At 68.7% G+C, this 22,044-nt stretch carries 20 protein-coding genes; 10 read left to right on the top strand and 10 right to left on the bottom strand.

Annotated elements, in window-relative coordinates:
- Window positions 1-22: 22 nt before the first annotated feature.
- The 4 genes from H7J06_RS18835 to phoA all read left to right on the top strand — a co-directional run bounded on the left by H7J06_RS18835 (window position 23) and on the right by phoA (window position 4,460).
- The gene (locus H7J06_RS18835; RefSeq protein ID WP_264040550.1) at window positions 23-631 is read left to right on the top strand and encodes a TetR/AcrR family transcriptional regulator; all 609 of its coding nucleotides are present in this window, start codon (window positions 23-25) and stop codon (window positions 629-631) included.
- Between the two features lie 6 nt (window positions 632-637).
- Entirely contained in the window at window positions 638-1,690 is a 1,053-nt protein-coding gene (locus H7J06_RS18830; RefSeq protein ID WP_264040549.1) for a DNA polymerase IV, read from the top strand.
- A gap of 10 nt (window positions 1,691-1,700) precedes the next feature.
- Window positions 1,701-2,849 carry an AAA family ATPase gene (locus H7J06_RS18825; RefSeq protein ID WP_264040548.1) on the top strand — a complete coding sequence of 383 codons (1,149 nt, stop codon included), beginning with the start codon at window positions 1,701-1,703 and terminating at the stop codon, window positions 2,847-2,849.
- Between the two features lie 96 nt (window positions 2,850-2,945).
- A complete protein-coding gene (phoA, locus tag H7J06_RS18820; RefSeq protein WP_264040855.1) occupies window positions 2,946-4,460 on the top strand; it encodes an alkaline phosphatase in 1,515 nt (504 codons plus the stop codon).
- On the opposite strand, the gene H7J06_RS18815 is transcribed toward phoA, so the two are convergent.
- Complete coding sequence (locus H7J06_RS18815; RefSeq protein ID WP_264040547.1) at window positions 4,447-5,313, bottom strand: SDR family oxidoreductase; 867 nt, start codon at window positions 5,311-5,313, stop codon at window positions 4,447-4,449. The genes phoA and H7J06_RS18815 overlap by 14 nt on opposite strands.
- Before the next feature lie 24 nt (window positions 5,314-5,337).
- The gene (locus H7J06_RS18810; RefSeq protein WP_264040545.1) at window positions 5,338-5,982 is read right to left on the bottom strand and encodes a TetR/AcrR family transcriptional regulator; all 645 of its coding nucleotides are present in this window, start codon (window positions 5,980-5,982) and stop codon (window positions 5,338-5,340) included.
- A gap of 123 nt (window positions 5,983-6,105) precedes the next feature.
- On the opposite strand from H7J06_RS18810, the gene H7J06_RS18805 reads away from it, so the two are divergent.
- The gene (locus H7J06_RS18805; RefSeq protein ID WP_264040544.1) at window positions 6,106-7,587 is read left to right on the top strand and encodes a cytochrome P450; all 1,482 of its coding nucleotides are present in this window, start codon (window positions 6,106-6,108) and stop codon (window positions 7,585-7,587) included.
- Here the strand turns inward: H7J06_RS18805 and H7J06_RS18800 are convergent.
- The 3 genes from H7J06_RS18800 to H7J06_RS18790 form a co-directional block, all read right to left on the bottom strand.
- Window positions 7,584-8,156, bottom strand: coding sequence for a DUF308 domain-containing protein (locus H7J06_RS18800; protein ID WP_264040543.1), 573 nt, complete (start codon window positions 8,154-8,156; stop codon window positions 7,584-7,586). The genes H7J06_RS18805 and H7J06_RS18800 overlap by 4 nt on opposite strands.
- 75 nt (window positions 8,157-8,231) lie before the next feature.
- The gene (locus H7J06_RS18795; protein ID WP_264040542.1) at window positions 8,232-8,810 is read right to left on the bottom strand and encodes a TetR/AcrR family transcriptional regulator; all 579 of its coding nucleotides are present in this window, start codon (window positions 8,808-8,810) and stop codon (window positions 8,232-8,234) included.
- A gap of 50 nt (window positions 8,811-8,860) precedes the next feature.
- Window positions 8,861-9,355 carry a 2-isopropylmalate synthase gene (locus H7J06_RS18790; RefSeq protein WP_264040541.1) on the bottom strand — a complete coding sequence of 165 codons (495 nt, stop codon included), beginning with the start codon at window positions 9,353-9,355 and terminating at the stop codon, window positions 8,861-8,863.
- Between the two features lie 190 nt (window positions 9,356-9,545).
- On the opposite strand from H7J06_RS18790, the gene H7J06_RS18785 reads away from it, so the two are divergent.
- Entirely contained in the window at window positions 9,546-10,298 is a 753-nt protein-coding gene (locus H7J06_RS18785) for a sulfite exporter TauE/SafE family protein (RefSeq protein WP_264040540.1), read from the top strand.
- Here the strand turns inward: H7J06_RS18785 and H7J06_RS18780 are convergent.
- The 3 genes from H7J06_RS18780 to poxB all read right to left on the bottom strand — a co-directional run bounded on the left by H7J06_RS18780 (window position 10,295) and on the right by poxB (window position 14,010).
- A complete protein-coding gene (locus H7J06_RS18780; protein WP_264040539.1) occupies window positions 10,295-11,350 on the bottom strand; it encodes a phosphotransferase family protein in 1,056 nt (351 codons plus the stop codon). The genes H7J06_RS18785 and H7J06_RS18780 overlap by 4 nt on opposite strands.
- A 79-nt stretch (window positions 11,351-11,429) precedes the next feature.
- Window positions 11,430-12,113 (bottom strand): cutinase family protein, encoded by a 684-nt coding sequence (locus H7J06_RS18775; protein ID WP_264040538.1) that lies wholly within the window; start codon window positions 12,111-12,113, stop codon window positions 11,430-11,432.
- A gap of 160 nt (window positions 12,114-12,273) precedes the next feature.
- Window positions 12,274-14,010 carry a ubiquinone-dependent pyruvate dehydrogenase gene (gene poxB, locus H7J06_RS18770; RefSeq protein WP_264040537.1) on the bottom strand — a complete coding sequence of 579 codons (1,737 nt, stop codon included), beginning with the start codon at window positions 14,008-14,010 and terminating at the stop codon, window positions 12,274-12,276.
- Window positions 14,011-14,143: 133 nt separating this feature from the next.
- Here poxB and H7J06_RS18765 point away from each other — a divergent pair, with 133 nt between their 5' ends.
- Entirely contained in the window at window positions 14,144-15,697 is a 1,554-nt protein-coding gene (locus H7J06_RS18765; RefSeq protein WP_264040536.1) for a molybdopterin-dependent oxidoreductase, read from the top strand.
- A 10-nt stretch (window positions 15,698-15,707) separates the two neighbouring features.
- Here the strand turns inward: H7J06_RS18765 and H7J06_RS18760 are convergent, their stop codons facing one another.
- Both H7J06_RS18760 and H7J06_RS18755 read right to left on the bottom strand, forming a co-directional pair.
- On the bottom strand, window positions 15,708-16,718 hold the full coding sequence (locus H7J06_RS18760) for a VWA domain-containing protein (protein ID WP_264040535.1): 1,011 nt from the start codon (window positions 16,716-16,718) through the stop codon (window positions 15,708-15,710).
- On the bottom strand, window positions 16,715-17,722 hold the full coding sequence (locus H7J06_RS18755; protein ID WP_264040854.1) for a VWA domain-containing protein: 1,008 nt from the start codon (window positions 17,720-17,722) through the stop codon (window positions 16,715-16,717). Before H7J06_RS18755 ends, H7J06_RS18760 begins: the two co-directional genes overlap by 4 nt.
- Window positions 17,723-17,848: 126 nt before the next feature.
- On the opposite strand from H7J06_RS18755, the gene H7J06_RS18750 reads away from it, so the two are divergent.
- From H7J06_RS18750 to H7J06_RS18740, 3 genes are read left to right on the top strand one after another with little or no spacing between them, the layout of a single operon-like run.
- Complete coding sequence (locus H7J06_RS18750) at window positions 17,849-19,378, top strand: ATP-dependent DNA ligase (RefSeq protein WP_264040534.1); 1,530 nt, start codon at window positions 17,849-17,851, stop codon at window positions 19,376-19,378.
- 54 nt (window positions 19,379-19,432) lie between these two features.
- On the top strand, window positions 19,433-21,742 hold the full coding sequence (locus H7J06_RS18745; RefSeq protein ID WP_264040533.1) for a carbon starvation CstA family protein: 2,310 nt from the start codon (window positions 19,433-19,435) through the stop codon (window positions 21,740-21,742).
- Window positions 21,676-21,873 (top strand): YbdD/YjiX family protein, encoded by a 198-nt coding sequence (locus H7J06_RS18740; RefSeq protein ID WP_264040532.1) that lies wholly within the window; start codon window positions 21,676-21,678, stop codon window positions 21,871-21,873. Before H7J06_RS18745 ends, H7J06_RS18740 begins: the two co-directional genes overlap by 67 nt.
- Window positions 21,874-22,044: the final 171 nt, after the last annotated feature.

Here is a 22,044-nt window from a genome sequence, read left to right as displayed (position 1 = left end):
CCGCCTGAGCTAAAGTGCAGGCATGAGCGTTGGCGACGGACTGGTCGGGCTACCGGTCACCGATTCCGCGCCCGTCGAGCGCGGCGATGCGGCACGCAACCGAGCCCTGCTGCTGGCCGCCGCCCGGCGACTGATCGACGAGCACGGCGCGGACACCGTGACGATGGACGACGTCGCCAGCGCCGCGGGCGTCGGCAAGGGCACCTTGTTCCGCCGCTTCGGCAGCCGCGCCGGCCTGATGATCGTGCTCCTCGACGAGGACGAGAAGGCCGAGCAACGCGCGTTCATGTTCGGTCCACCACCGCTGGGGCCCGGCGCCCCGCCGCTGACCAGGCTCATCGCCTACGGACGCGAGCGCTTGCGGTTCGTCTGGGAGCACCGCGCGCTGCTGGCCGACGCCAACACCGATCCGCACATGCGCTTCAACGCTCCCGCCACCCTGCACCGCACCCACGTACGCATGCTCCTCGAGTCCGCGGGCACCTCTGGTGATCTCGAGGCTCAAACCCAGGCGCTGCTGTCGCTGCTGGACGCCGACTACGTCACCCACTCGGTCGAGGATCTCGGGCACGATCTCGACCGCCAGGGTGACGGGTGGGAAAGCTTGGCGCGCAAGCTCTGCGGGAACTAGCGGTCGATGCCCTGGGTGCTGCACGTCGACCTCGACCAGTTCCTCGCGTCGGTCGAGCTGCGGCGGCGGCCCGACCTCGTCGGCCTGCCGGTGATCGTCGGTGGCAACGGCGACCCCACCGAGGCGCGCAAGGTGGTCACCTGCGCGTCCTACGAAGCGCGCGAACGCGGGGTACACGCGGGCATGCCGCTGCGAATCGCCGCCCGCAAGTGTCCCGAGGCCACGTTCCTGCCCTCGGATCCGGCCGCCTACGACGCGGCCTCCGACGAGGTGATGGGCCTGCTCCGCGACCTCGGCCATCCCCTCGAGGTGTGGGGCTGGGACGAGGCGTACCTCGGGGCCGACGTCGCGGACCCCCACGAGCTGGCGATGCGCATTCGCCACGTCGTCGAAGCCGAGACGGGTCTGTCGTGCTCGGTCGGGATCAGCGACAACAAGCAACGCGCAAAGGTGGCGACCGGCTTCGGCAAGCCGGCCGGCGTCTACCGCCTCGACGACGACAACTGGATGGCGGTGATGGGCGACCGCGGCGTCGGCGACCTTTGGGGAGTCGGTCCCAAGACCACCAAACGCCTTGCTGCCCTTGGCATCACCACGGTGGGTGACCTCGCCGCCGCCGACGCCGAGGTCCTGACGTCGACGTTCGGTCCGAGCACCGGATTGGGAATCCTGCTGCTGGCCAAGGGCGGCGGAGACACCGACGTCAGTACCGAGCCGTGGGTGCCGAGGTCGCGCAGCCACGTCGTCACCTTTGCCGCGGACCTCACCGATCGGGCCGAGATGGACGCAGCCGTCGTCGAGCTGGCCCGCAAGACACTCGCCGAGGTCGTCGAGCAGGGCCGCACGGTGACCCGGGTTGCCGTCACCGTCCGCACCTCGACGTTCTTCACGAGAACCAAGATCCGCAAGCTCGCCGTCCCCGGCACCGACGAGTCCGTCGTCCGCGACGCCGCGCTTGCGGTGTTCGATCGGTTCGAGCTGGATCGGCCGGTGCGGCTGCTCGGCGTGCGCCTCGAGCTGGCCATGCCGCACGCCCCGGCTGTCACCACCGCCACCTAGCCTCGTCAGCATGCTGCACACCGTGGCCATTCGTGGTTACCGATCGATGCGCGAGGTCGTGCTCCCCCTGACGGACCTGACGGTGGTCACCGGCGCCAACGGCACGGGCAAGTCCTCGGTGTACCGCGCCCTGAAGCTGCTCGCCGACTGCGGTCGCGGCGAGGTGATCGGCTCACTGGCACGGGAGGGTGGGCTTCAGTCCGTGCTGTGGGCGGGCCCGGAGAACCCCACCGGCGCGCGCCGCGGCGGGGAGGTGCAGGGCACGACGCGGACCCGACCCGTCGCCCTCGAACTCGGCTTCGCCTCCGACGATCTCGGCTATCTGATCGACCTTGGCCTGCCCCAGTACGCCGGCCCCAAGTCGTTGTTCGCGCGCGATCCCGAGATCAAGCGGGAGATGGTGTTCGCCGGTCCGCGGCTTCGCCCGAGCGCGACGCTCGTCCGGCGCGGTGCCGACTACGCCGAGGTCGCCGACGACGCCGGCCGCGGTTTCACCGAGCTCACCCGCGCACTGCCCACCCATCGCAGCGTGCTGGCCGAATACGCCCTGCCCGAGCTCGCCTCGGTGCGCGACCGGCTGCGCGACTGGCGGTTCTACGACGGCTTCCGCGCCGACGCCGACGCACCCGCCCGCCGGCCCCAGGTGGGTACCAGGACCCCGGTGCTGTCCGACGACGGCGGGGACCTCGCCGCCGCCATCCAGACCATCCTCGAATTGGGGTCGGGCGACCTGCCGAGGGCGGTCGCCGACGCCTTCGACGGGGCCGAGCCGTCCGTCACCGTTCACGACGGTCTCTTCGAGTTACAGCTACGTCAGCCCGGGATGCTGAGGCCGCTGCGTGCTGCCGAATTATCCGATGGCACACTGCGTTTCCTGCTCTGGGGAGCCGCGCTACTCAGTCCGCGGCCGCCGTCACTGATGGTGCTCAACGAGCCGGAGACCTCGCTGCACCCCGATTTGGTGGCGCCGCTGGCCTCGATGATACGCGCCGCGGCCAGGGCGACGCAGGTCGTGGTCGTCACGCATTCCCAGGCCATGCGCGGGCATCTCGACGTCGAGGGTTCCAGCGAGATCGAGCTCTACAAGCAGTGGGGCGAGACGCTGGTCGTCGACCAGACCATGCTCACCACGCCGCCGTGGGACTGGGGAAAGCGCTGACGGCGCTCGCCGTTCGCAACGACATAAGCGTCCGTTAACCCGGGTCCCGTTCAATCTGCCAGGCAACGCACGGCGAACGAGGAGATACGGGTGGCGATGAGAGTTGGCCTCAAGCTGGCACTGGTGGTCGGTGCGGTGGCGATGCTGCCGCTGGCAGCCTGCAGCAGCGACTCCGAGAAGGCGTCCAACGGCGACGGGGTGACGCGCGCCGCCACCGGAGATCTCGCGACCAATGGAGGCGCCCGCCGCGTCGACGGCGACCAGAGCGAGGCCATCCGCAACGCGGTGAACGCCTCGGGGGCCAAGAACGTGATCCTGTTGATCGGCGACGGCATGGGCGACTCGGAGATCACCCTGGCCCGCAACTACGAGAAGGGGGCGGGTGGCTTCTTCGCCGGCCTCGACGCCCTCCCGCTGACGGGTCAGTACACCACCTATGCGCTTCAGAAGAACGGCAAGCCCAACTACGTCACCGACTCCGCGGCCAGCGCGACGGGCTGGTCCACCGGGACCAAGACGTACAACGGCGCACTGGGCATCGACGTCAAGGGCGTCGCGCAGAAGACGATCCTCGAACTCGCGATCGCCCAGGGCCGGGCGACCGGCGACATCACCACCTCCGAGATACAGGACGCCACACCAGCGGCGCTCTTCTCGCACATCACCGAACGAGACTGCTACGGCCCGAAGGAGACCGCCGAGGACTGCGCCTCCGAAGCCCTGGAACGGGGCGGGCGCGGCTCGGTGACCGAGCAGATGCTGGCGACGCGACCAGACATCACGATGGGCGGCGGCGCCGAGACCTTCGCCGAGACCGCAAACGGCGGCGACTTCAAGGGCAAGACCCTCGAGGTGCAGGCCAAGGAGCGCGGCTTCCAGATGGTCCGCACCGCGGACGAATTGAACTCGATCACCAAGGCCGACAAAGACGCTCCGCTGTTGGGCCTGTTCGCCGACGGCAACATGCCGGTCAGCTGGACCGGTCCCGCCGCCGTCCGGCAGGGCTACCTGCAGCCCGCGGCAAGATGCGCCGACAACCCCCAGCGCGGCGCCGAGGTCCCCACGTTGGCGGCCATGACGAAGAAGTCGGTCGACCTGCTCTCCGGTAGCGACAAGGGCAAGGACAAGGGCTTCTTCCTCCAGGTCGAGAGCGCGTCGATCGACAAGCGCGACCACGCCGCGGATCCGTGTGGCCAGATCGGCGAGACGGTGGCCTTCGACGAAGCCGTGCAGGCGGCGCTGGAGTTCGCCAAGAAGGACGGCAACACGCTGGTGATCGCGACCGCCGACCACGCCCACACCAGTCAGATCGCCGAGCCCTACACCGAGGAAGACCTTCAGGGCATCGCCGAGGACACCAAGCAGCCGATCGAACGGGTCCGCGACATCATGTATCCCGGCCTCACCCGCCTGCTGACCACCGCCGACGACGCCGAGATGCTGGTCAGCTACGGCACGTCAGCCGATGTGGGCATCGAGGACCAGGGTCACACCGGGACCCAGTTGCGGCTGGCCGCCTTCGGCCCCCGCGCGGCCAACGTCGTGGCCCTGACCGATCAGACCGACCTCTTCTTCACGATGACCGACGCGCTCGGCCTCAACCGGTCTTAGACGGTCGCAGCGCGCGGGTGAAGATCACGTTCACACGCCGCATCGCGACGCTGTACGGCCACCACGCCACGCGCTTGAACGCATAGAACGCGCGGATGTCGGCCGAGGTGTAGATGAGATACCGGTTGCGGGCGACACCGCGAAGGATCTTGTCTGCGACCACCTCCGGCGACACGGCGTGGCCGCTGAACCGCTCCACCCACTTCTGCACCTGCGGATGATCGCGGTCGACGCCCACGATGTCGACGCTCTGCACCAAGGGCGTCTTGACCGCCCCGGGTACCACGACCGACACCCCGATGCGGTGTCGGGCGAGGTCGAACCGCAGCACCTCCGACAGGCCGCGCAGGCCGTACTTGCTGGCGCTGTAGGCCGCGTGCCAGGGTAGGGCCACCAGTCCGGCGGCCGAGGACACGTTGACGAGGTGACCGCCCCGGCGGGCGAGAACCATTGCCGGAACGAAGTTTTCGATGACGTGGATGGGCCCCATCAGGTTGACCGAGATCATCGACTCCCAGTGCCGGTGGGTCAGGTGACTCACGGTGCCCCACGCGGAGATCCCGGCGATGTTCATCACCACGTCCACCGCGGGGGTCGGGCCGCCGATGGCCTCGTGGACCTCGGCGGCGAAGGCGGCCACCTCGTCGTGGTCGGACACGTCGAGCACGCGGTGAACCGTCACGGTGGCGCCGCGGGCACGCGCGTCGGCAACCGTCTCGGCGAGGCCCTCGGCGTTGCGGTCGGTCAGGAAGAGCTCGGCGCCCTCGTCGGCCAGCTTCAGCGCCGTCGCGCGTCCGATTCCGCTGGCGGCACCGGTGAGCACACATCGTTTGCCCGCGTAGCTCTGCACCATGGTCGTGACCCTACCGACCGCGCGTCAGTCGCCGGCCAGGCTCCCGCCGCCCCACAGCGAGTACAGCCACAGTCGCTCGAGCACCGCGACCGCGCGCGAGGTGTCGCGGCCGGCACCCACGAAGGACGAGTCGCCGGAGAGGGTGGCGCCCGTCGTGGCGGCCAGCGTGCGCACCAGTGTCGGCACGTCGTCGGAGATCGGGTGGGCCGTACCTGCCGTCGTCTCGTCTTCGACGATCTTCACGATCTGGTCGACGACCGATGCCATCTGCTGGTCGAGGATCTCCCGGATCTCGGCGTCGGTGCTGCGGGCGGCGTTGCACGCCGACATCACCGGGTCGTTGTGCGAGTAGACCAGGGCCGCACTGCCGACCATCCGCTTGGCGAACGCGGCGGTGGATTCGTCGGCGCCGCGCGGGGCGAAGTAGTGGGTCAACTCCTCGAGCTCCTGCATCGCCTCGGCGAGCATCTGCGCGAGCACCGAGTACTTGGAGTCGAAGTAGAAGTAGAAGCCCGACCGCGCCACGCCGGCGCGGTCGCTGATGGTGCTCACCGACAGTTCCGAGAACGGCTTCTCCCGGAGCAGGTCGTGGACGGCGTTCAAGATGGCCTCGCGTTGCCGGTCACCGCGGCTCTGGCGGGCCCCACTGGGAGCGGATTCGGCGGTCATCGCGTACAACCTTTGCACCGACGCCACGCCAGATCAAAACTTGACATGCGTCAAGTGTCAGCGACAGGATGGGTTAGGTCAGTGACATCGACCACAGACGTCCTTCAGCCCAGGAGCATGCCAATGGCGACCATCAGCACCCCGGAGTACTTGCGAGACCAAGCGAAGCGCCGCTTCACGCCGTCGATCAACAACTTCCCCGGGATGGGCGCCCTCGAACGCAAGCTGCTCCGCACCGACTTTCCGCAAAAGCCCCTGGCAGAGCCGCCCGCGGGCAGCGGCCTCAAGCCGGTGATGGGCGACGCGGGCCTGCCCGTCGTCGGCCACATGGTCGAGATGTTCCGCGGCGGACCCGAGTACCTGATGCACATCTACAAGACCAAGGGCCCGATCTACTACGCCGATTCCCCGGTGTTGGCGGCGGTGACGGCGTTGGGACCCGACGCCGCGCAGGCGATCTACGGCAACCGCAACAAGGACTTCTCCCAGGAGGGCTGGATCCCGGTCATCGGGCCGTTCTTCCACCGCGGCCTGATGCTCCTCGACTTCGAAGAGCACATGTTCCACCGGCGGATCATGCAGGAGGCCTTCGTGCGCACCCGCCTCGTCGGCTACACCGAGCAGGTCGACAAGGTGGTGTCCCAGGTGGTCGCCAACGACTGGGTCCCCAACGACCCCCGGTTCCTGCTCTACCCCGCCATGAAGCAGATGACCCTCGACATCGCCTCGATGGTGTTCATGGGCCACGAGCCGGGCAGCGACCACGAGCTGGTCACCAAGGTCAACAATGCCTTCACCACGACCGTCCGCGCCGGCAACGCGATCATCCGCACCGGCGTCCCGCCCTTCACCTGGTGGCGCGGCCTGCAGGCGCGCAAGCTGCTGGAGAACTACTTCGCGGAGCGTGTGAAGGAACGTCGCGGCGCGGAGGGTTCGGACCTGCTGACCGTTCTGTCTCAGACTGAGGACGAGGACGGCAACAAGTTCTCTGACGAGGACATCGTCAACCACATGATCTTCACGATGATGGCCGCGCACGACACCTCGACGTCGACGGCCACCACCATGGCCTACCACCTGGCCGCGAACCCCGAGTGGCAGGACCGCTGTCGCGACGAGTCCGACCGCCTCGGCGACGGACCGGTCGACATCGAGTCGCTGGAGAAGCTGGAGTCACTCGACCTCGTCATGAACGAGTCGATGCGGTTGGTGACGCCGGTGCAGTGGGCCATGCGACGGGCGGTCCGCGACACCGAGCTGCTCGGCTACCACATCCCCAAGGGCACCAACGTAATTGCCTACCCGGGGCTCAACCACCGGTTGCCGGAGTTTTGGACCGACCCGATGACGTTCGACCCCGACCGGTTCGCCGAGCCGCGCAGCGAACACAAGAAGCACCGCTTCGCGTTCACGCCCTTCGGCGGCGGGTCGCACAAGTGCATCGGCATGATGTTCGGCCAACTCGAGGTGAAGGTCATCATGCACCGGCTTCTGCGCAAGTACCGGCTGGAGCTGGCACACCCCGGTCGCGAGCAGAGGTGGGACTACGGGGGCATGCCCGTGCCGATGGACGGCATGCCGATCATCCTGCGTCCGCTGCGCTAGCCGCGACGACGGCGGTCGGACACGACCAGCCACACCGCCGACACCAGGAAGTAGAACGCGCCGAAGCCCGCGTAGGGCGCGACGTCGGTGATGCCTGGGACGACGGACCCGTTGGCCTTGACCAGGAAGGTGCCGCCGACGACGGCGGACTGAGCGCCGCTGAGCACCATCGCCCATTGGGCGCCAACGGTTTTCCAGCGACGCAGGCCCGTGCCGAGCTGGAACAGGCCCGAGAGCGTCGCCCACACGCCGAACACGCCGAGGACCGCGAACATGCTCATCCCCAGCGCGACTGCCACCGCGGCGGTGGTCGCAGCGCTGACGATCGCGTTGAGGGCTTGGGTCGGGTTGCGCCGCAATCCCCCGTTGCGTCGCGCGTCCTCGACGTTCGCGGCGGCGTCCCAGGCGGGGTAGACGACCAGGAGAACGCCGGCGAGAGCCGGCAGGTCGGTGCCCACGGTGAAGGCGGCGGCTACCCAGACGACGGAAAACGCCGCTCGCGCAAAGTAATACGTGGTGAGCCAGCGCCGTCCGTCGGTTCGGTGGTCCTCGAGCACTCGTTCGGCCATCGCCATCTTCCTTCCATGCGGGATCACGCCCCGCGTCGGCGACGAGGGCGGTGGGTTCGGTGATGCGGGGCTAGCTCAGCGGCGCGCCGTCAGCCCGGCCAGCAGAGGCTCTGTGACCAGGTCGAAGACCTTCGGGTCCCCGTACGCGCGGGCGGAGAGCATGGCACCGTGGACGGCCGCCATGAACTTCTCGGCCTCCGCCTCCGCGGTGTCTCCAAGAGTGAATTCGCCTCGTGCGCAACCGTTGTCGAGAACCTCTGCAAGCCACGTCGACAGCATCTCGAAGTACGTCCGCACCTCGGCGACGACCGCGTCGGGCAGGACCGGCAGCTGGGTGGCGAGCAGCGCACAGAGGCAGAAGGTGTTGGTGCCGTCGGCGATGCAGGCCGACCAGAACCCGATGTAGGCCTTCAACTGGTCGAGCGGGTCGGGGTGTTGTCGCGTCAACTCGGCGAAACCGGCGGCGGCTTCCTCTCGGTAGCGCGCGACCAACCTGGTGACCAGGTCGACCTTGGTCGGAAAGTAGTAGTGGATGCTGGCTTTTCGGATGCCGACGGAGGCGGCGACGTCGGCGTAGCTGAAGCCGTTGTACCCACCGCCGACCAGGAGGGCCCTGGCACTGCGAAGGATGTCGTCCTCGGTGGTCGGCGTCATGTCCGCCAATCTACCTACTAGTAGATAGATTGGTCAACCGTGGATGGCCGTCATTCGCACAGCCGGTTGGCGCAGGCCAGGACGGCCCGCAGGGCGGACTCCGTGGCGTCGCGGTCCCAGCCCATCGCCCACTCCTGGCGTCGCCCGTCGGTCGCACGGATGAACGTGGCCGTCTCGTCGCCGGCCCGAACCTGGTGGAACTGCAGCATCTCCACGGCGACGCCGCGATCGTGGAGCATGGCGGTGAGCGCGGCGAGTGGACCGCTGGCCGCTGTGACGCACGTGCCGATGCGGTCGCCCACGGCGATGGTGGCTTGATACCGGCGGGCCTGCGGGCCGGGCTTGGCCGCGTCCAGGCACTCCCAGTTGCGCAGTCGGACCGAACCCGACGACGGCGCGTACTTGGCGTGGAACGCCTCCGAGGGCAGGGCGCGGGCCTCGTCGCGGAGACCGCGCGGCAGTGACGACGGGAACGGGCCCGCGAAGGGCGCCCGAGACGACGCCGCGTCGACCGTGGTGGAGATCGTGGTGGTGGGGAAACTCATCTGCCGGGTCTCTCTGGAGCGAGGAATCGACCGACGGTGAAGCAACGACCCACAGCGAGGGGTCGGTCTGGATCAGACCCCGCTGCGGGTTGCTACTACGAGTCGCTTCGGCACGGACGTGATGGTAGGCCTCCCCCGCCGGGGGACGCAACCCCTTTGTCGTCCACTAGGGTTCATCGCCGATGGCGACATGACGTGGTGGCATGCCCTTCTGCTCTTCGCAGCGGGGATTGGCGGCGGGCTGTGTGGCAGCATCGCCGGGCTGGCGTCCCTCACCACGTATCCGGCACTGTTGCTGATCGGGTTGCCGCCGGTCGCCGCGAACGTGACCAACACCGTCGCCCTGGTGTTCAACGGCGTCGGATCGGTGTCGGCGTCCCTACCCGAGCTGCGTGGTCAGCGGGCCGCGCTGACGCGGTTGATCCCGATGGCCGTGCTCGGCGGCGCTGGCGGTGCGGCGTTGTTGCTGACTATTCCCGCGGAGGGATTCGAACGGCTCGTCCCCGTGCTGTTGGCGGCATCGGCCGTACTGATCGCGCTGCCACAGCGGGAGCGCGTCACCGACGGTCCCCGGACCGTCACCCGGATCGTGGTGGAAAGCGTCACCGTGTTGGCGATCTGCGTGTACGGCGGGTTCTTCGGCGCCGCGGCGGGCGTGTTGATGCTCGCGCTGTTCCTCCGGACGGGCAGCGAGTCGCTGGCGCACGCCAACGCGACGAAGAACGTCGTCCTCGGCGTCGCGAACGGCGTTGCGGCGCTTGCCTTCGCCGTGTTCGCACCGGTCCACTGGCTGGCCGTGGTGCCGCTCGGCCTCGGCTGCCTCCTCGGCTCGCGGCTGGGGCCGGCCATCGTCCGCCGGGCACCGTCCCGGCCGCTGCGCCTCGCGATCGCCGTCGCCGGCATGGCATTGGCCGTCAAGCTCGGCGTCGACGCCTACCGCTAGAGGAACGGGTCGTCGCCCTTGGTCACCCGCGTACCGAACTCGATGAGCGACTCCGCCGAGGTGTGCAGTCGCTGCCCCGCCTCCATGCTGGCCTGACCGGCCAGGTAGCGCGACCAGGTGCCCTCGATGACGATGCCGAGCTTGAAACAGGCCAGGGCCTTGAACCAGTCCAGCCGCGGCGTGCGCCGGCCTCCTGCGGCGACGTAGGCCTCGACCAACTCGGTACGGGTGGCCAAGCCGCCGAGCGCTGCCAGCTGCGAGCCCGCGTCGATGGTGTTGGGCTCGGCCGGCCAACAGACCAGCAGCCAGCCGAGGTCGAGCAACGGCTCACCGATCGTGCACATCTCCCAGTCGATGAACGCCGCCACCTCCGGCCGGTCACGGCGCAGCAGCACGTTGTTCAGATGCGCGTCGCCGTGCATGACGCCCGGCTCGCCGTCGTCGGGCCGGTTGTCCTCGAGCCACCCCGCCAACTCGGGCACCCCGACGAGCGAGCCCGGGTCGTAGCCCTCGTGGCGGTAACTCTCCAGCAGGCCCAGGAACTGCGGAACCTGGCGTGCCAGAAAGGAACCCGGCCGACGGAGTGCGGCCAGCGGGCTGCCCTCCCAGTCGACGTTGCCCAAGTGGGCCAGGCTGGCGGCGTAGGCGGGCCCGACGTCGTGCCGAAGCACCGGATCGTCGACGTAGGCCTGCGCCATCTCGTTGCCGGGATTGAAGCCGTCGACCTCCTCCATGAGGTAGAACACCACCCCGAGGACGTCGAGATCGTCGCAGCCGGCGATGAACGCGGGGTGCGGGACCCCGGTGCCCGTCAGCGTCTGCAGGACAGCGATCTCGCGCAGCATGGTCTTGTCGCTCGTCGGGCGCGGATGCAGCGGTGGGCGCCGCAGCACCATCGGACGACCGTCGACGCGCAGGCGCACCACGATGTTCTGACTGCCTCCGGTCAGCGGCTCCACGTCGGTGACCTGCGAGCCGAGACCCGTCGCGCGGAGCCACTCCCGAAGAGCCCTCTGGTCACCGTCGGTCAGAGTGGGGACGTCGTCGGCCATGCCCGACATCGTCGTCGCCCCGGCGGCGCGGTGCCAACCATTCGACCGAAGTCGTCGGCCCGCAACGACTTCGGCGGACTCAGACGCCGGGGGGAACGAACGACCTGACCCGGTCGGCGGCGAATGCTGCTCCCTGGCTGGTCAATCCGGATTCGACGTACTGACTGTGTGCGGGGCGGTCGTCACCCGGGGAGCAGACCGGGTCGGCACCGTTGCACAGGTCGAGGGTCTTGGCGCCGTACAGGGGGCTCAGCGCGGTGAGCGGACCACCAAAGCGGTTGAGCGGATTGCCGAACACGACCACGGCGGCCACGTGATCGGCCACCTCGGGGGGCATCGGTTGCCCCAGCCCGAAGAGCCTTGCGGGATCACCGGTGATGCCGTCGATCACGGCCGCGCCCTGCGAGTAGCCGCCAAGCACGATCTTGGTGTTCGGACAGGTCGACACGGTCAACTGGACGTGTGCGGCGGCGTCGGCGGCGCCGGCGGTGGCCTGAAGGAATTCGTACGAGGCCGGATAGTCCACGGCGTAGACGCCGACCGTCTTGCCCTTGAGATTGCCCTTGAGCGAGTCGACGAACGCCTGGCCCTCGCGACCGACTCCGACGGGTTCGTCGGTGCCGCGGGCGAACACCACCTCGACGTCCGAACACCGCGGAGCCGCCGACGCGATCGGCGTGCCGAGGCCCATCAGACCGGCACCGATCACCCCTCCGGTGGCCAGGCCGGCCAGCAGTGCACGAGTCGCGGTCTGAACGGACATCGACGTCCCCCCTTGGTGTTCTTCGGTCGAGCATTTGTTTAGGACAACTTCATAATCACCTAGCGCGTGCCAAAACCGACGCTTTCGACGAGCAAGTGTGAGCGAGAACTCACGGCCCACGCCCGCTTCGGAGGACGACGCTGCGCGTCGTGGGCCTCGATCAATCCAGGAGTCGTCGCGACACGTTCGTGGTGACCAGATCGAGCAACTCGTCGGCGCGGCCCGCCATGATCGTCCGGATCGCGTAGAGCGAGAAGCCCTTCGCCTGTTCGGCACTGATCGCGGGCGGAATGGACAGCTCTTGGCGGGCCGTCACGACGTCGACGATCGCCGGCCCGTCGTGGGCGAAGGCCTCCGTCAACGCCTCCTCCAGCTCACCGGGATGCTCCACCCGGCGGCCGAACGCCCCCAACGCACGACCCACCGCGGCGAAGTCCGGGTTGACCAACTCGGTGCCGAAGTTGACGATGCCCGCCGCCTTCATCTCCAGCTCGACGAAGTTCAACGACGAGTTGTTGAAGATGACGACCTTGACCGGCAGGCGGTTCTGGACGAGCGTGATGAGTTCGCCGAACAGCATGGTCAGGCCGCCGTCACCGGCGAACGCCACCACCTGCCTGCCCGGAAACGCGGTCTGCGCACCGATGGCGTGCGGCAGCGCGCACGCCATGGTGCCGTGGTTGAACGAGCCGACGAGCCTGCGCCTGCCGTTCATGTGGAGGTATCTGGCCGCCCACACCACCGGCGACCCGACGTCGACGGTGAACACCGCGTCGTCGGTTGCCAGTCGATCGGCAAGGGCGGCAACGTACTCCGGCCGGATGGGAGTCTTGTCGCGGTCGTTGACCGCCAACCCATCCATCGTCTTGCGAGTCTTCGCATAGTGCCGCAGCGACCGGTCGAGGTGCTCACGGGAGGACTTCTTGGTCAGCAGCGGCTGCAACGCCGCCACGGTGTCGGCGACCGTTCCGACCAAGCCGAGGTCGATCGGTGTGCGGCGGCCCAGGTTTCGGCCGCGGACGTCGACCTGCACGATGCGGGCGTCGACGGGATAGAACTGTTGATACGGGAAGTCGGTACCCAGCATCAGCAGGGTGTCGGCTTCCTTGATGGCCTTGTAGCCCGAGGTGAACCCCAGAAGGCCGGTCATGCCGACGTCGTACGGGTTGTCGTACTCGACGAATTCCTTGCCACGCAACGCGTGCACGACGGGAGCGTTCAGCGTGCCCGCCAGCTCCACCAGCTCGTCGTGCGCACCTTGAGCGCCGGCGCCGGCCAGGATGGTGACGCGCTCCCCGGCGTTGAGGAGGTCGGCCGCACGACGCAGCCCCTCGTCGTCGGGCCGCACCACGGAGCTGGTGGGCACGATCGGCTTGGCGAGCCAACCGGATTCGATCGCGCGCGCCAGGAAGATCTCGCCGGGGACCACGACGACGGCGACGCCGTTTTCCTCGATCGCGGCGCGCATGGCCATCTCGACGATCCGTGGCGCCATCTCCGGCGTGCTCACCAGTTCGCAATAGACGCTGCACTCGCCGAACAGTTCCTGCGGGTGGGTCTCCTGGAAGTACTCCGACCCAATTTCGCTGCGCGGAATGTGAGCGGCGATCGCCAGCACCGGCACACGCGAACGCTGGGCGTCGAAGAGCCCGTTGACGAGGTGGAGGTTGCCCGGTCCGCAGCTGCCGGCACACACCGCCAGCTGGCCCGTCAGCGCGGCGTCCGCGGCCGCCGCGAAGGCCGCGGTCTCCTCGTGGCGAACGTGCTCCCACGTGACGTCGTCCGAACGCCGGATGGCGTCGGTGAACCCGTTGAGGCTGTCCCCCGGCAGGCCGTAGACGCGGCGGACACCGCTGCGCGCCAACGCGGTGATGATCTGAGTCGCGATGGTGGCCATCCGGACCCTTTCCCTGCGAATCTCGGCGCGAAAACGTTCGCGCAGCGACGGTTTACGCGCCGAAAACACCCTACTGGGAGTGACGTCACGGTGCGGTAATACCCCAGGACGGCTCAGTCGGTAGCTTGGCGACATGGTCGAAACGGCAACACGTCCAAGCCCCTGGATCGGTGTCGCCGCCGCGGCGGTGGCACTGGGCGTGACCCAGCTGGTCGCGGTGGCGTTCGGGCCGCACGCCGATTCGCGGACGGCCGTCGGCTCCGCCGTCGTCGACCTCACCCCCGGCCGCGTCAAGGAGTGGGCGATCCAGTCGTTCGGCACGTCCGACAAACTCGCGCTGTCCATCGTCGTCCTGGTGGTCATCGCGGTGATCGCGGCCATCACGGCGCAGTACGAAACGCGCCGCAGACCGGTCGGAAGCGTCGTGATCGTGGTGGCCGGCGCGCTTGGCTGCGCCGCGGTACTCAGTCGTGCCGGAGCGACACCGGTCGACGTGGTGCCGACGGTGATCGGCACCGTCTGCGGGGTGGTGGTGCTGCGCTGGTTGGCCACCCGCCAGGTCGCCTCATCGGACGCCCCCGCGGATTCCACGACTCCCGCGTCCACCCCCGATCCCGGCCGACGGCTGTCGCTGGTCACGTTCGGGCTCATCGGCGTGGGCGCAGTGGCGGGTGTCGCCGGCTCGCTGCTGAACCGCTTGAACTCGTCGGTCGCCGGCGACCGCACCGCGTTCACCCTGCCGACGCCACGGGGTGCGGCGACGCCGGCGGTGGTGGTACCGCCCGGTGTGCAGCCCGCCGGCTTCACCCAGACCCCGTTCATCACGCCGAACGCCGACTTCTACCGGATCGACACCGCCCTGAGCGTGCCGCAGGTCAGCCGCGCGGACTGGCGGCTCCGGATTCACGGGATGGTCGACCGCGAGGTCACGCTGACCTTCGACGATCTGCAGCACTTCGATCTGGTCGAGCAGATCGTGACGCTGACCTGTGTGTCCAACCCGGTCGGCGGGGATCTGATCTCCAACGCGAAGTGGACCGGGTACCGGGTCCGGGACCTGTTGGCGGGGGTGGGCATTCACTCCGACGCCGACATGGTCCTGTCGACCTCCGTCGACGGCTTCACCGCCGGTACGCCGGTCGAGGCGCTCACCGATCAACGCGACTCGCTGTTGGCCATCGGCATGAACGGCACGCCGCTGCCCACCGAGCACGGCTACCCCGCCCGCCTGGTGGTGCCCGGCCTCTACGGCTACGTCTCGGCGACCAAGTGGCTGGCGGATCTGGAACTCACGCGGTTCGACCGCGCCGAGGCGTACTGGACCAAGCTCGGATGGTCGTCGCGCGGACCCATCAAGACCGAGTCGCGGATCGACGTACCCCGCGAGGGCGCCGAGGTGCCACGGGGCGCCACCACGTTCGGCGGCGTGGCGTGGGCCCAGCATCGCGGCATCACGGCCGTCGAGGTGCGCGTCGACGACGGGCCGTGGCAACCGGCCCAACTCGGGGCGAGCTACTCCAACGACACGTGGCGGTTGTGGAGCTTCCCGTGGCAGGCCACCCCCGGTTCGCACGAGGTCGCCGTGCGGGCCACCGATGCCACCGGCGCGGTCCAGACCTCGGACGAGGCCGACGTCGTGCCCGACGGCGCCACGGGCTGGCACACGGTGTCCTTCGACGTTCAGTGAGATCGGTCGGTCAGACGGGGACCCTCTGGTTGGTGAGCACCGAGGTCAGCACGGCGGCCGCCATCAGCAACGCCCCGAGGCGGATCCAGGCCTGGCTGGCGTCACCGCGAATCGTCTCGTAGCCGATCTGCTGCTGCAACGACGAATAGGCCTTCTTCAACTCGTCGAGGTTGCCCGCGTGCAACGTCTGACCCCCGGAGATGTCGGTAATCCGTTGCAGGGTCGCGTCGTCGACGGGCACCGGGATCTGTTGTCCGTCGACGGTCACGACGCCGTCGGGGGTGCCAAAGGAGATCGTCGAGATCGCCACGCCCTGATCCTTGGCCGCGCGCGCCGCGGTGTACGCACCCCGCGGTTCATCGGGGTTTCGCGGAACCGTCTCTGCGCCATCGGATTCCAGAACGATGTGAGCGGGCGCCGGGGTGTCGCCGCCACCCATCACGGCGTCGACGCTGGCGATGGCCTGCAATGCGGTGAAGATGCCCTCGCCGGTGGCCGTGCGTTCCTGCGCCGTCAGGCCGTCGATCGCGTTCTTCATGGCCGCGCGATTCGTCGTCGGCGAAACCAGCAGCGTCGCGCTGCCGCCAAAGGCCACCAGCCCCAGGCTGATTCCCGGCGTCAGTTCGTCGGCGAACTGCTTGCCGGCTTCCTTCGCGGCGGCCAACCGGCTGGGCGGCACGTCGGTGGCGACCATCGACTCCGACACGTCGATCACCAGGATGACCACCGCCCGGTTGCGCGGGATGCGCACGTCGTGGGTGGGTGCCGCCAGCGCAACGGCCAACGTGGCCAACGAGATCACCAGCAGAACGGCCGGCACGTGCCGCCATCGACGACGGTTCTCGGCGGGTGCCACGCGCTGCAGGAGTTCCATGTTGGCGAACCGCAGCACGCGCCGGTGCCGGCCGTACTGGACGACGACGTAGGCCGCGACCAGGCCGAGCACGACCAGCAGGTACAGGAAGTACCATGCGTGGGCGAAGCCCGACAGGGCCAGCGGGCCGAAGAACGGCAACGTCATGTCGGAAGCCGCCGGTTGACGACGAGGGCGAGCACGGCGGCCAGGGTCGCGATGAGCACGGCCAGGCGAACCCATCCCTCGCTGGCCGGGCCCGGCAGCACCTGAAAGCCGATCTGCCGCTGCACCGATTCGTAGCTTTGGTTCAGCTGCTCGACGTTCGTGGCCGAATAGGTCTGCCCGCCCGAGAGCTGTGCGATCTGGGTCATCGTCTCCTTGCCCACCGGAACCGGAAGTCGTTCGGCGTTCAGGTCGACATAACCGCCGGCGGTACCGAAGGCGATGGTCGAGATCGGCACACCCTGGTCCTTCGCGTACCGAGCCGCGGTGTAGGCGCCACGTGGGTTGCTCGGGTCACCGGGGACGTTCTCGTCGCCGTCCGACAGCAGCACGATCCGCGCCGGCGGGGGCGACGTGTCACCGTCGGTGCTGAGGACGGCCCCGACCGTGGCGATCGACTGCAGTGCCGTGAAGATGGCCTCGCCGGTCGCCGTCTTGTCGGCCGTCTGCAGCTTGTCGAGTGCGGTGATCGTGGCCTGATGGTCCGGGCTCGGAGCCACCAGCAGGTTGGCGTTGCCTGCAAAGGCGATGAGCCCCAAGTTGATTCCGGGTGTGAGCCCACCGGCGAACTGCTTGGCGGCCTGTTCCGCGGCGGCGAGCCGGGTGGGGTCGACGTCGGTGGCCCGCATCGACTGCGACACGTCGACGACGAGCATGATGACGGCACGATTTCGCGGGATCCGGACGTCTCGGGTCGGCCCGGCCAGCGCGACGGTCAACACCCCCAGACCGACGAGAGTCAGAGCGAGCGGAACGTGGCGCCAGCGCAGACCGTTGGCCACCGCCGGTCCCGGCGGAGTGCCGACGAAGCGCGCCACCCGCCGCCGCCGTCGGCGCTGCGCCACGACGTAGGCCGCCAGAATCGCCACCGGCACCACGCCGAAGAGGAACAGCCAGGGGTGCTCGAATCCCGTCCACGTGATCACGCCAATCACGGGCAGGGTCAGCACGGTCGTCCTTCGGTCGGTGGTTGATCGGGTAGCAGCGAGTGTGGCGGGGCTTCCTGACCGTCGGCTGCGATGTCGCTGGGACGGGGGTGTGGCGGTGTCGGACGTCCGTGCCAGGGTGGAGAGGTGGAGTTGTCGGAGGTCGCCGTCACGTCAGCCGCGGTGGGTGCCGTGTCGGCGCGGACGGCCAAGATCGGGCGCATCGCCGACGTCCTGGCCGTCGCCGCCACCGAGGGTGATCCCGAGCTCGTCGCGGTGGTGGTCGCCTGGTTGTCCGGCGATCTGCCGCAGCGACAAATCGGGGTGGGTTGGGCGGCGCTTCGCGCCCTGCCACCGCCGGGCGCGGAGGCGTCGCTGACGGTGACGGGGGTGCACGCCTCGTTCAGCGAGATCGGGCAGGTCGCGGGAAAGGGCTCCCAGGGGCGTCGGTCGGCGTTGGTGGCAGCGCTCTTCGCGGCCGCCACGGAGACCGAGCAGACGTTTCTCAAGCGTCTGCTCAGCGGCGAGTTGCGCCAGGGCGCCCTCGTCGGGGTGATGACCGACGCCGTGGCCAAGGCCGCCGGGGTGCCCGCCGCCGACGTGCGCCGGGCCGCGATGCTCAGCGGCGACCTCCCCACCGTCGCGTCGGCCGTCCTGGTCGGGGGCAGGGCCGCGCTCGCGGACTTCGTGCTCCAGGTCGGCCGCCCGGTCGGGCCGATGCTCGCCCAGCCGGCCACCGGCGTGGACGACGCCCTCGAAAGATTGGGCGGGACGGCGGTCTTCGAGGCCAAGCTCGACGGAGCCCGGGTGCAGATTCACCGCGCGGGGGACGCCGTGTCGGTCTACACCCGCAGTCTCGACGACGTCACGGTGCGCCTGCCGGAGGTCGTGGCGGCAGCGCTGGCCTTGCCCGTCACCTCGTTCATCGCCGACGCCGAGGCGATCGCGCTGCGTCCCGACGGTCGGCCCCACCGGTTTCAGGTGACGTCGTCGCGGTTCGGGCGCGACGCGCCGCGGGCCACCGAACCGTTGTCGGTGTTCTTCTTCGACCTGCTGCACCTCGACGGCACCGACCTGCTCGACCTGCCGACCACCGAGCGGCTGGCCACCCTCGACACACTGGTGCCCGCCACCCAGCGCGTCGACCGGTTGATCACCTCCGACGGCACGGCCGCGGCGGCCTTCCTCGCCGCAACACTCGCGGCGGGTCACGAAGGGGTGATGGCGAAGTCGCCGACGGCGCCGTACGAGGCCGGCCGTCGCGGAGCCGGTTGGCTCAAGGTCAAGCCGGTGCACACCCTCGACCTCGTCGTGTTGGCAGTGGAATGGGGGTCGGGCCGGCGCACCGGGAAGCTGTCCAACATCCACCTCGGTGCCCGCGATCCGGTCACCGGCGGCTTCGTGATGCTGGGCAAGACGTTCAAGGGCATGACCGACGAGATGCTGGAGTGGCAGACCAGCCGCTTCCTTGAACTCGCCGACGGCGAGACCGACGGGTACGTGGTGACGTTGCGCCCCGAGCAGGTGGTCGAGATCGCCCTCGACGGCGTGCAGACCTCGAGCCGCTACCCCGGCGGAATGGCCCTGCGCTTCGCCCGCGTGCTGCGGTACCGCGACGACAAGACCGCCGCCGAGGCCGACACGATCGACACGGTGCGCATCCTGTACGACACCTGAACGAATGCCGGGGTTTCCGCCAAACCCACGTGCCCGCGGTGAAAGGATCGCCACATGGCCTCACCCCCAGTTCCCGCCGCCGGGGCTCGCCTGGAAGACACCGACGGCGACATCACCTACATCCGCACCGAAGCCGACCTGCCGCCCGTGGCGATCGTCGACCGGTCGCCGATCACGGCCAAGCACAAGATCGTCTTCGCGGTCGTGGCCCTCGTCGGAGCGGTCGCGTGGGCGATGATCGCCTTCTTCCGCGGCGAGACGGTGAACGCGGTCTGGTTCGTCGTCGCCGCGGTGTGCACCTACGTCATCGGGTACCGGTTCTACGCCCGGCTCATCGAGATGAAGATCGTGACGCCCCGCGACGACGTCGCCACCCCGGCAGAGGTGTTCGAGAACGGCACCGACTACATGCCCACCGACCGGCGGGTGCTCTTCGGCCATCACTTCGCCGCCATCGCGGGGGCCGGGCCGCTGGTCGGTCCGGTGCTCGCCATGCAGATGGGCTATCTGCCCGGCACCATCTGGATCATCGTCGGAGCGGTCTTCGCCGGCTGCGTGCAGGACTACCTGGTGCTGTCCATCTCGGTGCGTCGCCGCGGACGATCGCTCGGTCAGATGGCCCGCGACGAGCTCGGCGACGTCGGTGGCGTCGCGGCGATCGTCGGCGTGTTGGTGATCATGGTGATCCTGCTGGCCGTCCTCGCCCTCGTCGTGGTCGGGGCGCTGGCGGAGAGCCCGTGGGGCGTGTTCTCCATCTCGATGACCATTCCCATTGCGCTCTTCATGGGCCTCTATCTGCGCTTCCTCCGACCGGGGCGCGTGTCCGAGGTCTCGGTCATCGGCGTGGCTCTGCTGCTGCTGGCCGTCGTGGCCGGCGGCTGGGTAGCCGACACCGACTGGGGCACCAACTGGTTCACCCTGTCCAAGGTCACGCTGTCGTGGTGCATCATCGCCTACGGCCTCGCCGCGTCGGTGCTGCCGGTGTGGCTGCTGCTGGCCCCGCGCGACTATCTGTCGACGTTCATGAAGGTCGGCACCATCATCCTGCTGGCGATCGGCATTCTCATCGCCCGCCCCGTCATGCAGGCCCCGGCGATCTCGACCTTCGCCTCCAGCGGCACCGGACCGGTGTTCGCCGGTTCGCTGTTCCCGTTCCTGTTCATCACCATCGCGTGCGGCGCGCTGTCCGGCTTCCACTCCCTGATCTCCTCCGGCACCACGCCGAAGTTGCTGGAGAAGGAGAGCCAGATGCGGCTGATCGGCTACGGCGGCATGCTCACCGAGTCGTTCGTCGCGATCATGGCGCTGATCACCGCCGCCATCCTCAACCAGCACCTCTACTTCGCGGTCAACGCACCCACCGCGCAGACCGGCACCACGGCGCAGACGGCCGCCGACTACGTCAACGGCCTCGGCCTGTCGGGCTCACCGACCACCGGCGCCGAGATCGCCGACGCGGCAGCGAGCGTGGGCGAACAGTCGATCGTGTCGCGGACGGGCGGCGCGCCGACCCTGGCGTTCGGCATGTCCGAGGTGCTGCACCAGGTGTTCGGTGGCACGGGCCTCAAGGCGTTCTGGTACCACTTCGCGATCATGTTCGAGGCGCTGTTCATCCTCACCACCGTCGACGCCGGTACCCGGGTGGCCCGGTTCATGCTGTCCGACGGGCTCGCCAATCTCGGTGGGCCACTCAAGAAGTTGCGCAACCCGAGCTGGCGCATCGGCGCGTGGAGCTGCAGCGTGATCGTGGTGGCCGCCTGGGGCAGCATCCTGCTGATGGGTGTCACCGACCCGCTCGGCGGCATCAACACGCTCTTCCCGTTGTTCGGCATCGCCAACCAGTTGCTGGCAGCCATCGCCCTGACGTTGGTCACGGTGGTGGTGATCAAGCGCGGGTTGCTGAAGTGGGCGTGGATTCCCGGCGTTCCGCTCGCCTGGGACCTGATCGTGACGATGACCGCGTCGTGGCAGAAGATCTTCTCCGGCGATCCGAAACTGGGCTACTGGAGTCAGCACTTCCAGTATCGCGACGCAAAGGAGGCGGGCAAGACGGCGCTCGGGGCGGCCAAGAACCCCGACCAGCTCGACGCCGTCATCCGCAACACGTTCATCCAGGGCACCCTGTCCGTCGTCTTCGCGGTGCTGGTGGTGATCGTGTTCGCCGCTGGAGTCGTAATGGCACTCAAGGCCATTCGCGGCAGCGGGTCGCCACTGAGCGCCGACGAACCGGTGCCGTCGCGCATCTTCGCACCGTCGGGCATGAGGCCGACCGCAGCCGAGAAGGAGGTGCAGAAGCAATGGGACGCCTTACCTCCCGGGTCACACGGACCGGCCGTCAGGTCGGTTGGTACTGGGGCTCACTGATGGGTGACAACCACTATCGTCGCTACGTCGAGCATCGGACCCGTACCCATCCAACGGAACCCGTCATGTCGGAGCGCGACTACTGGCGCATGCGATACCGCACCAGTGACGTCGAGCCACGCTGCTGTTGACTCGGCGAGACGCACAGCCGGACCGCAGTGCACTCCGATGAAACCGGCAGCCCGCAGTCAGCGCGCACACTGGCGAAGCGGTTATGCTGCACACTCCAATTCGATTACCTTGCAACGGAATTGGATGCGCTGACGCCCCGGGTTATTCCCGCGCCACGGTGATGGTGTTTA

This window comes from Mycolicibacterium hodleri, from assembly GCF_025822245.1.
Lineage (GTDB): Bacteria > Actinomycetota > Actinomycetes > Mycobacteriales > Mycobacteriaceae > Mycobacterium > Mycobacterium hodleri.
Note: the sequence above shows the minus strand (reverse complement) of the source record. Positions and strands in the feature narration are given on the sequence as shown.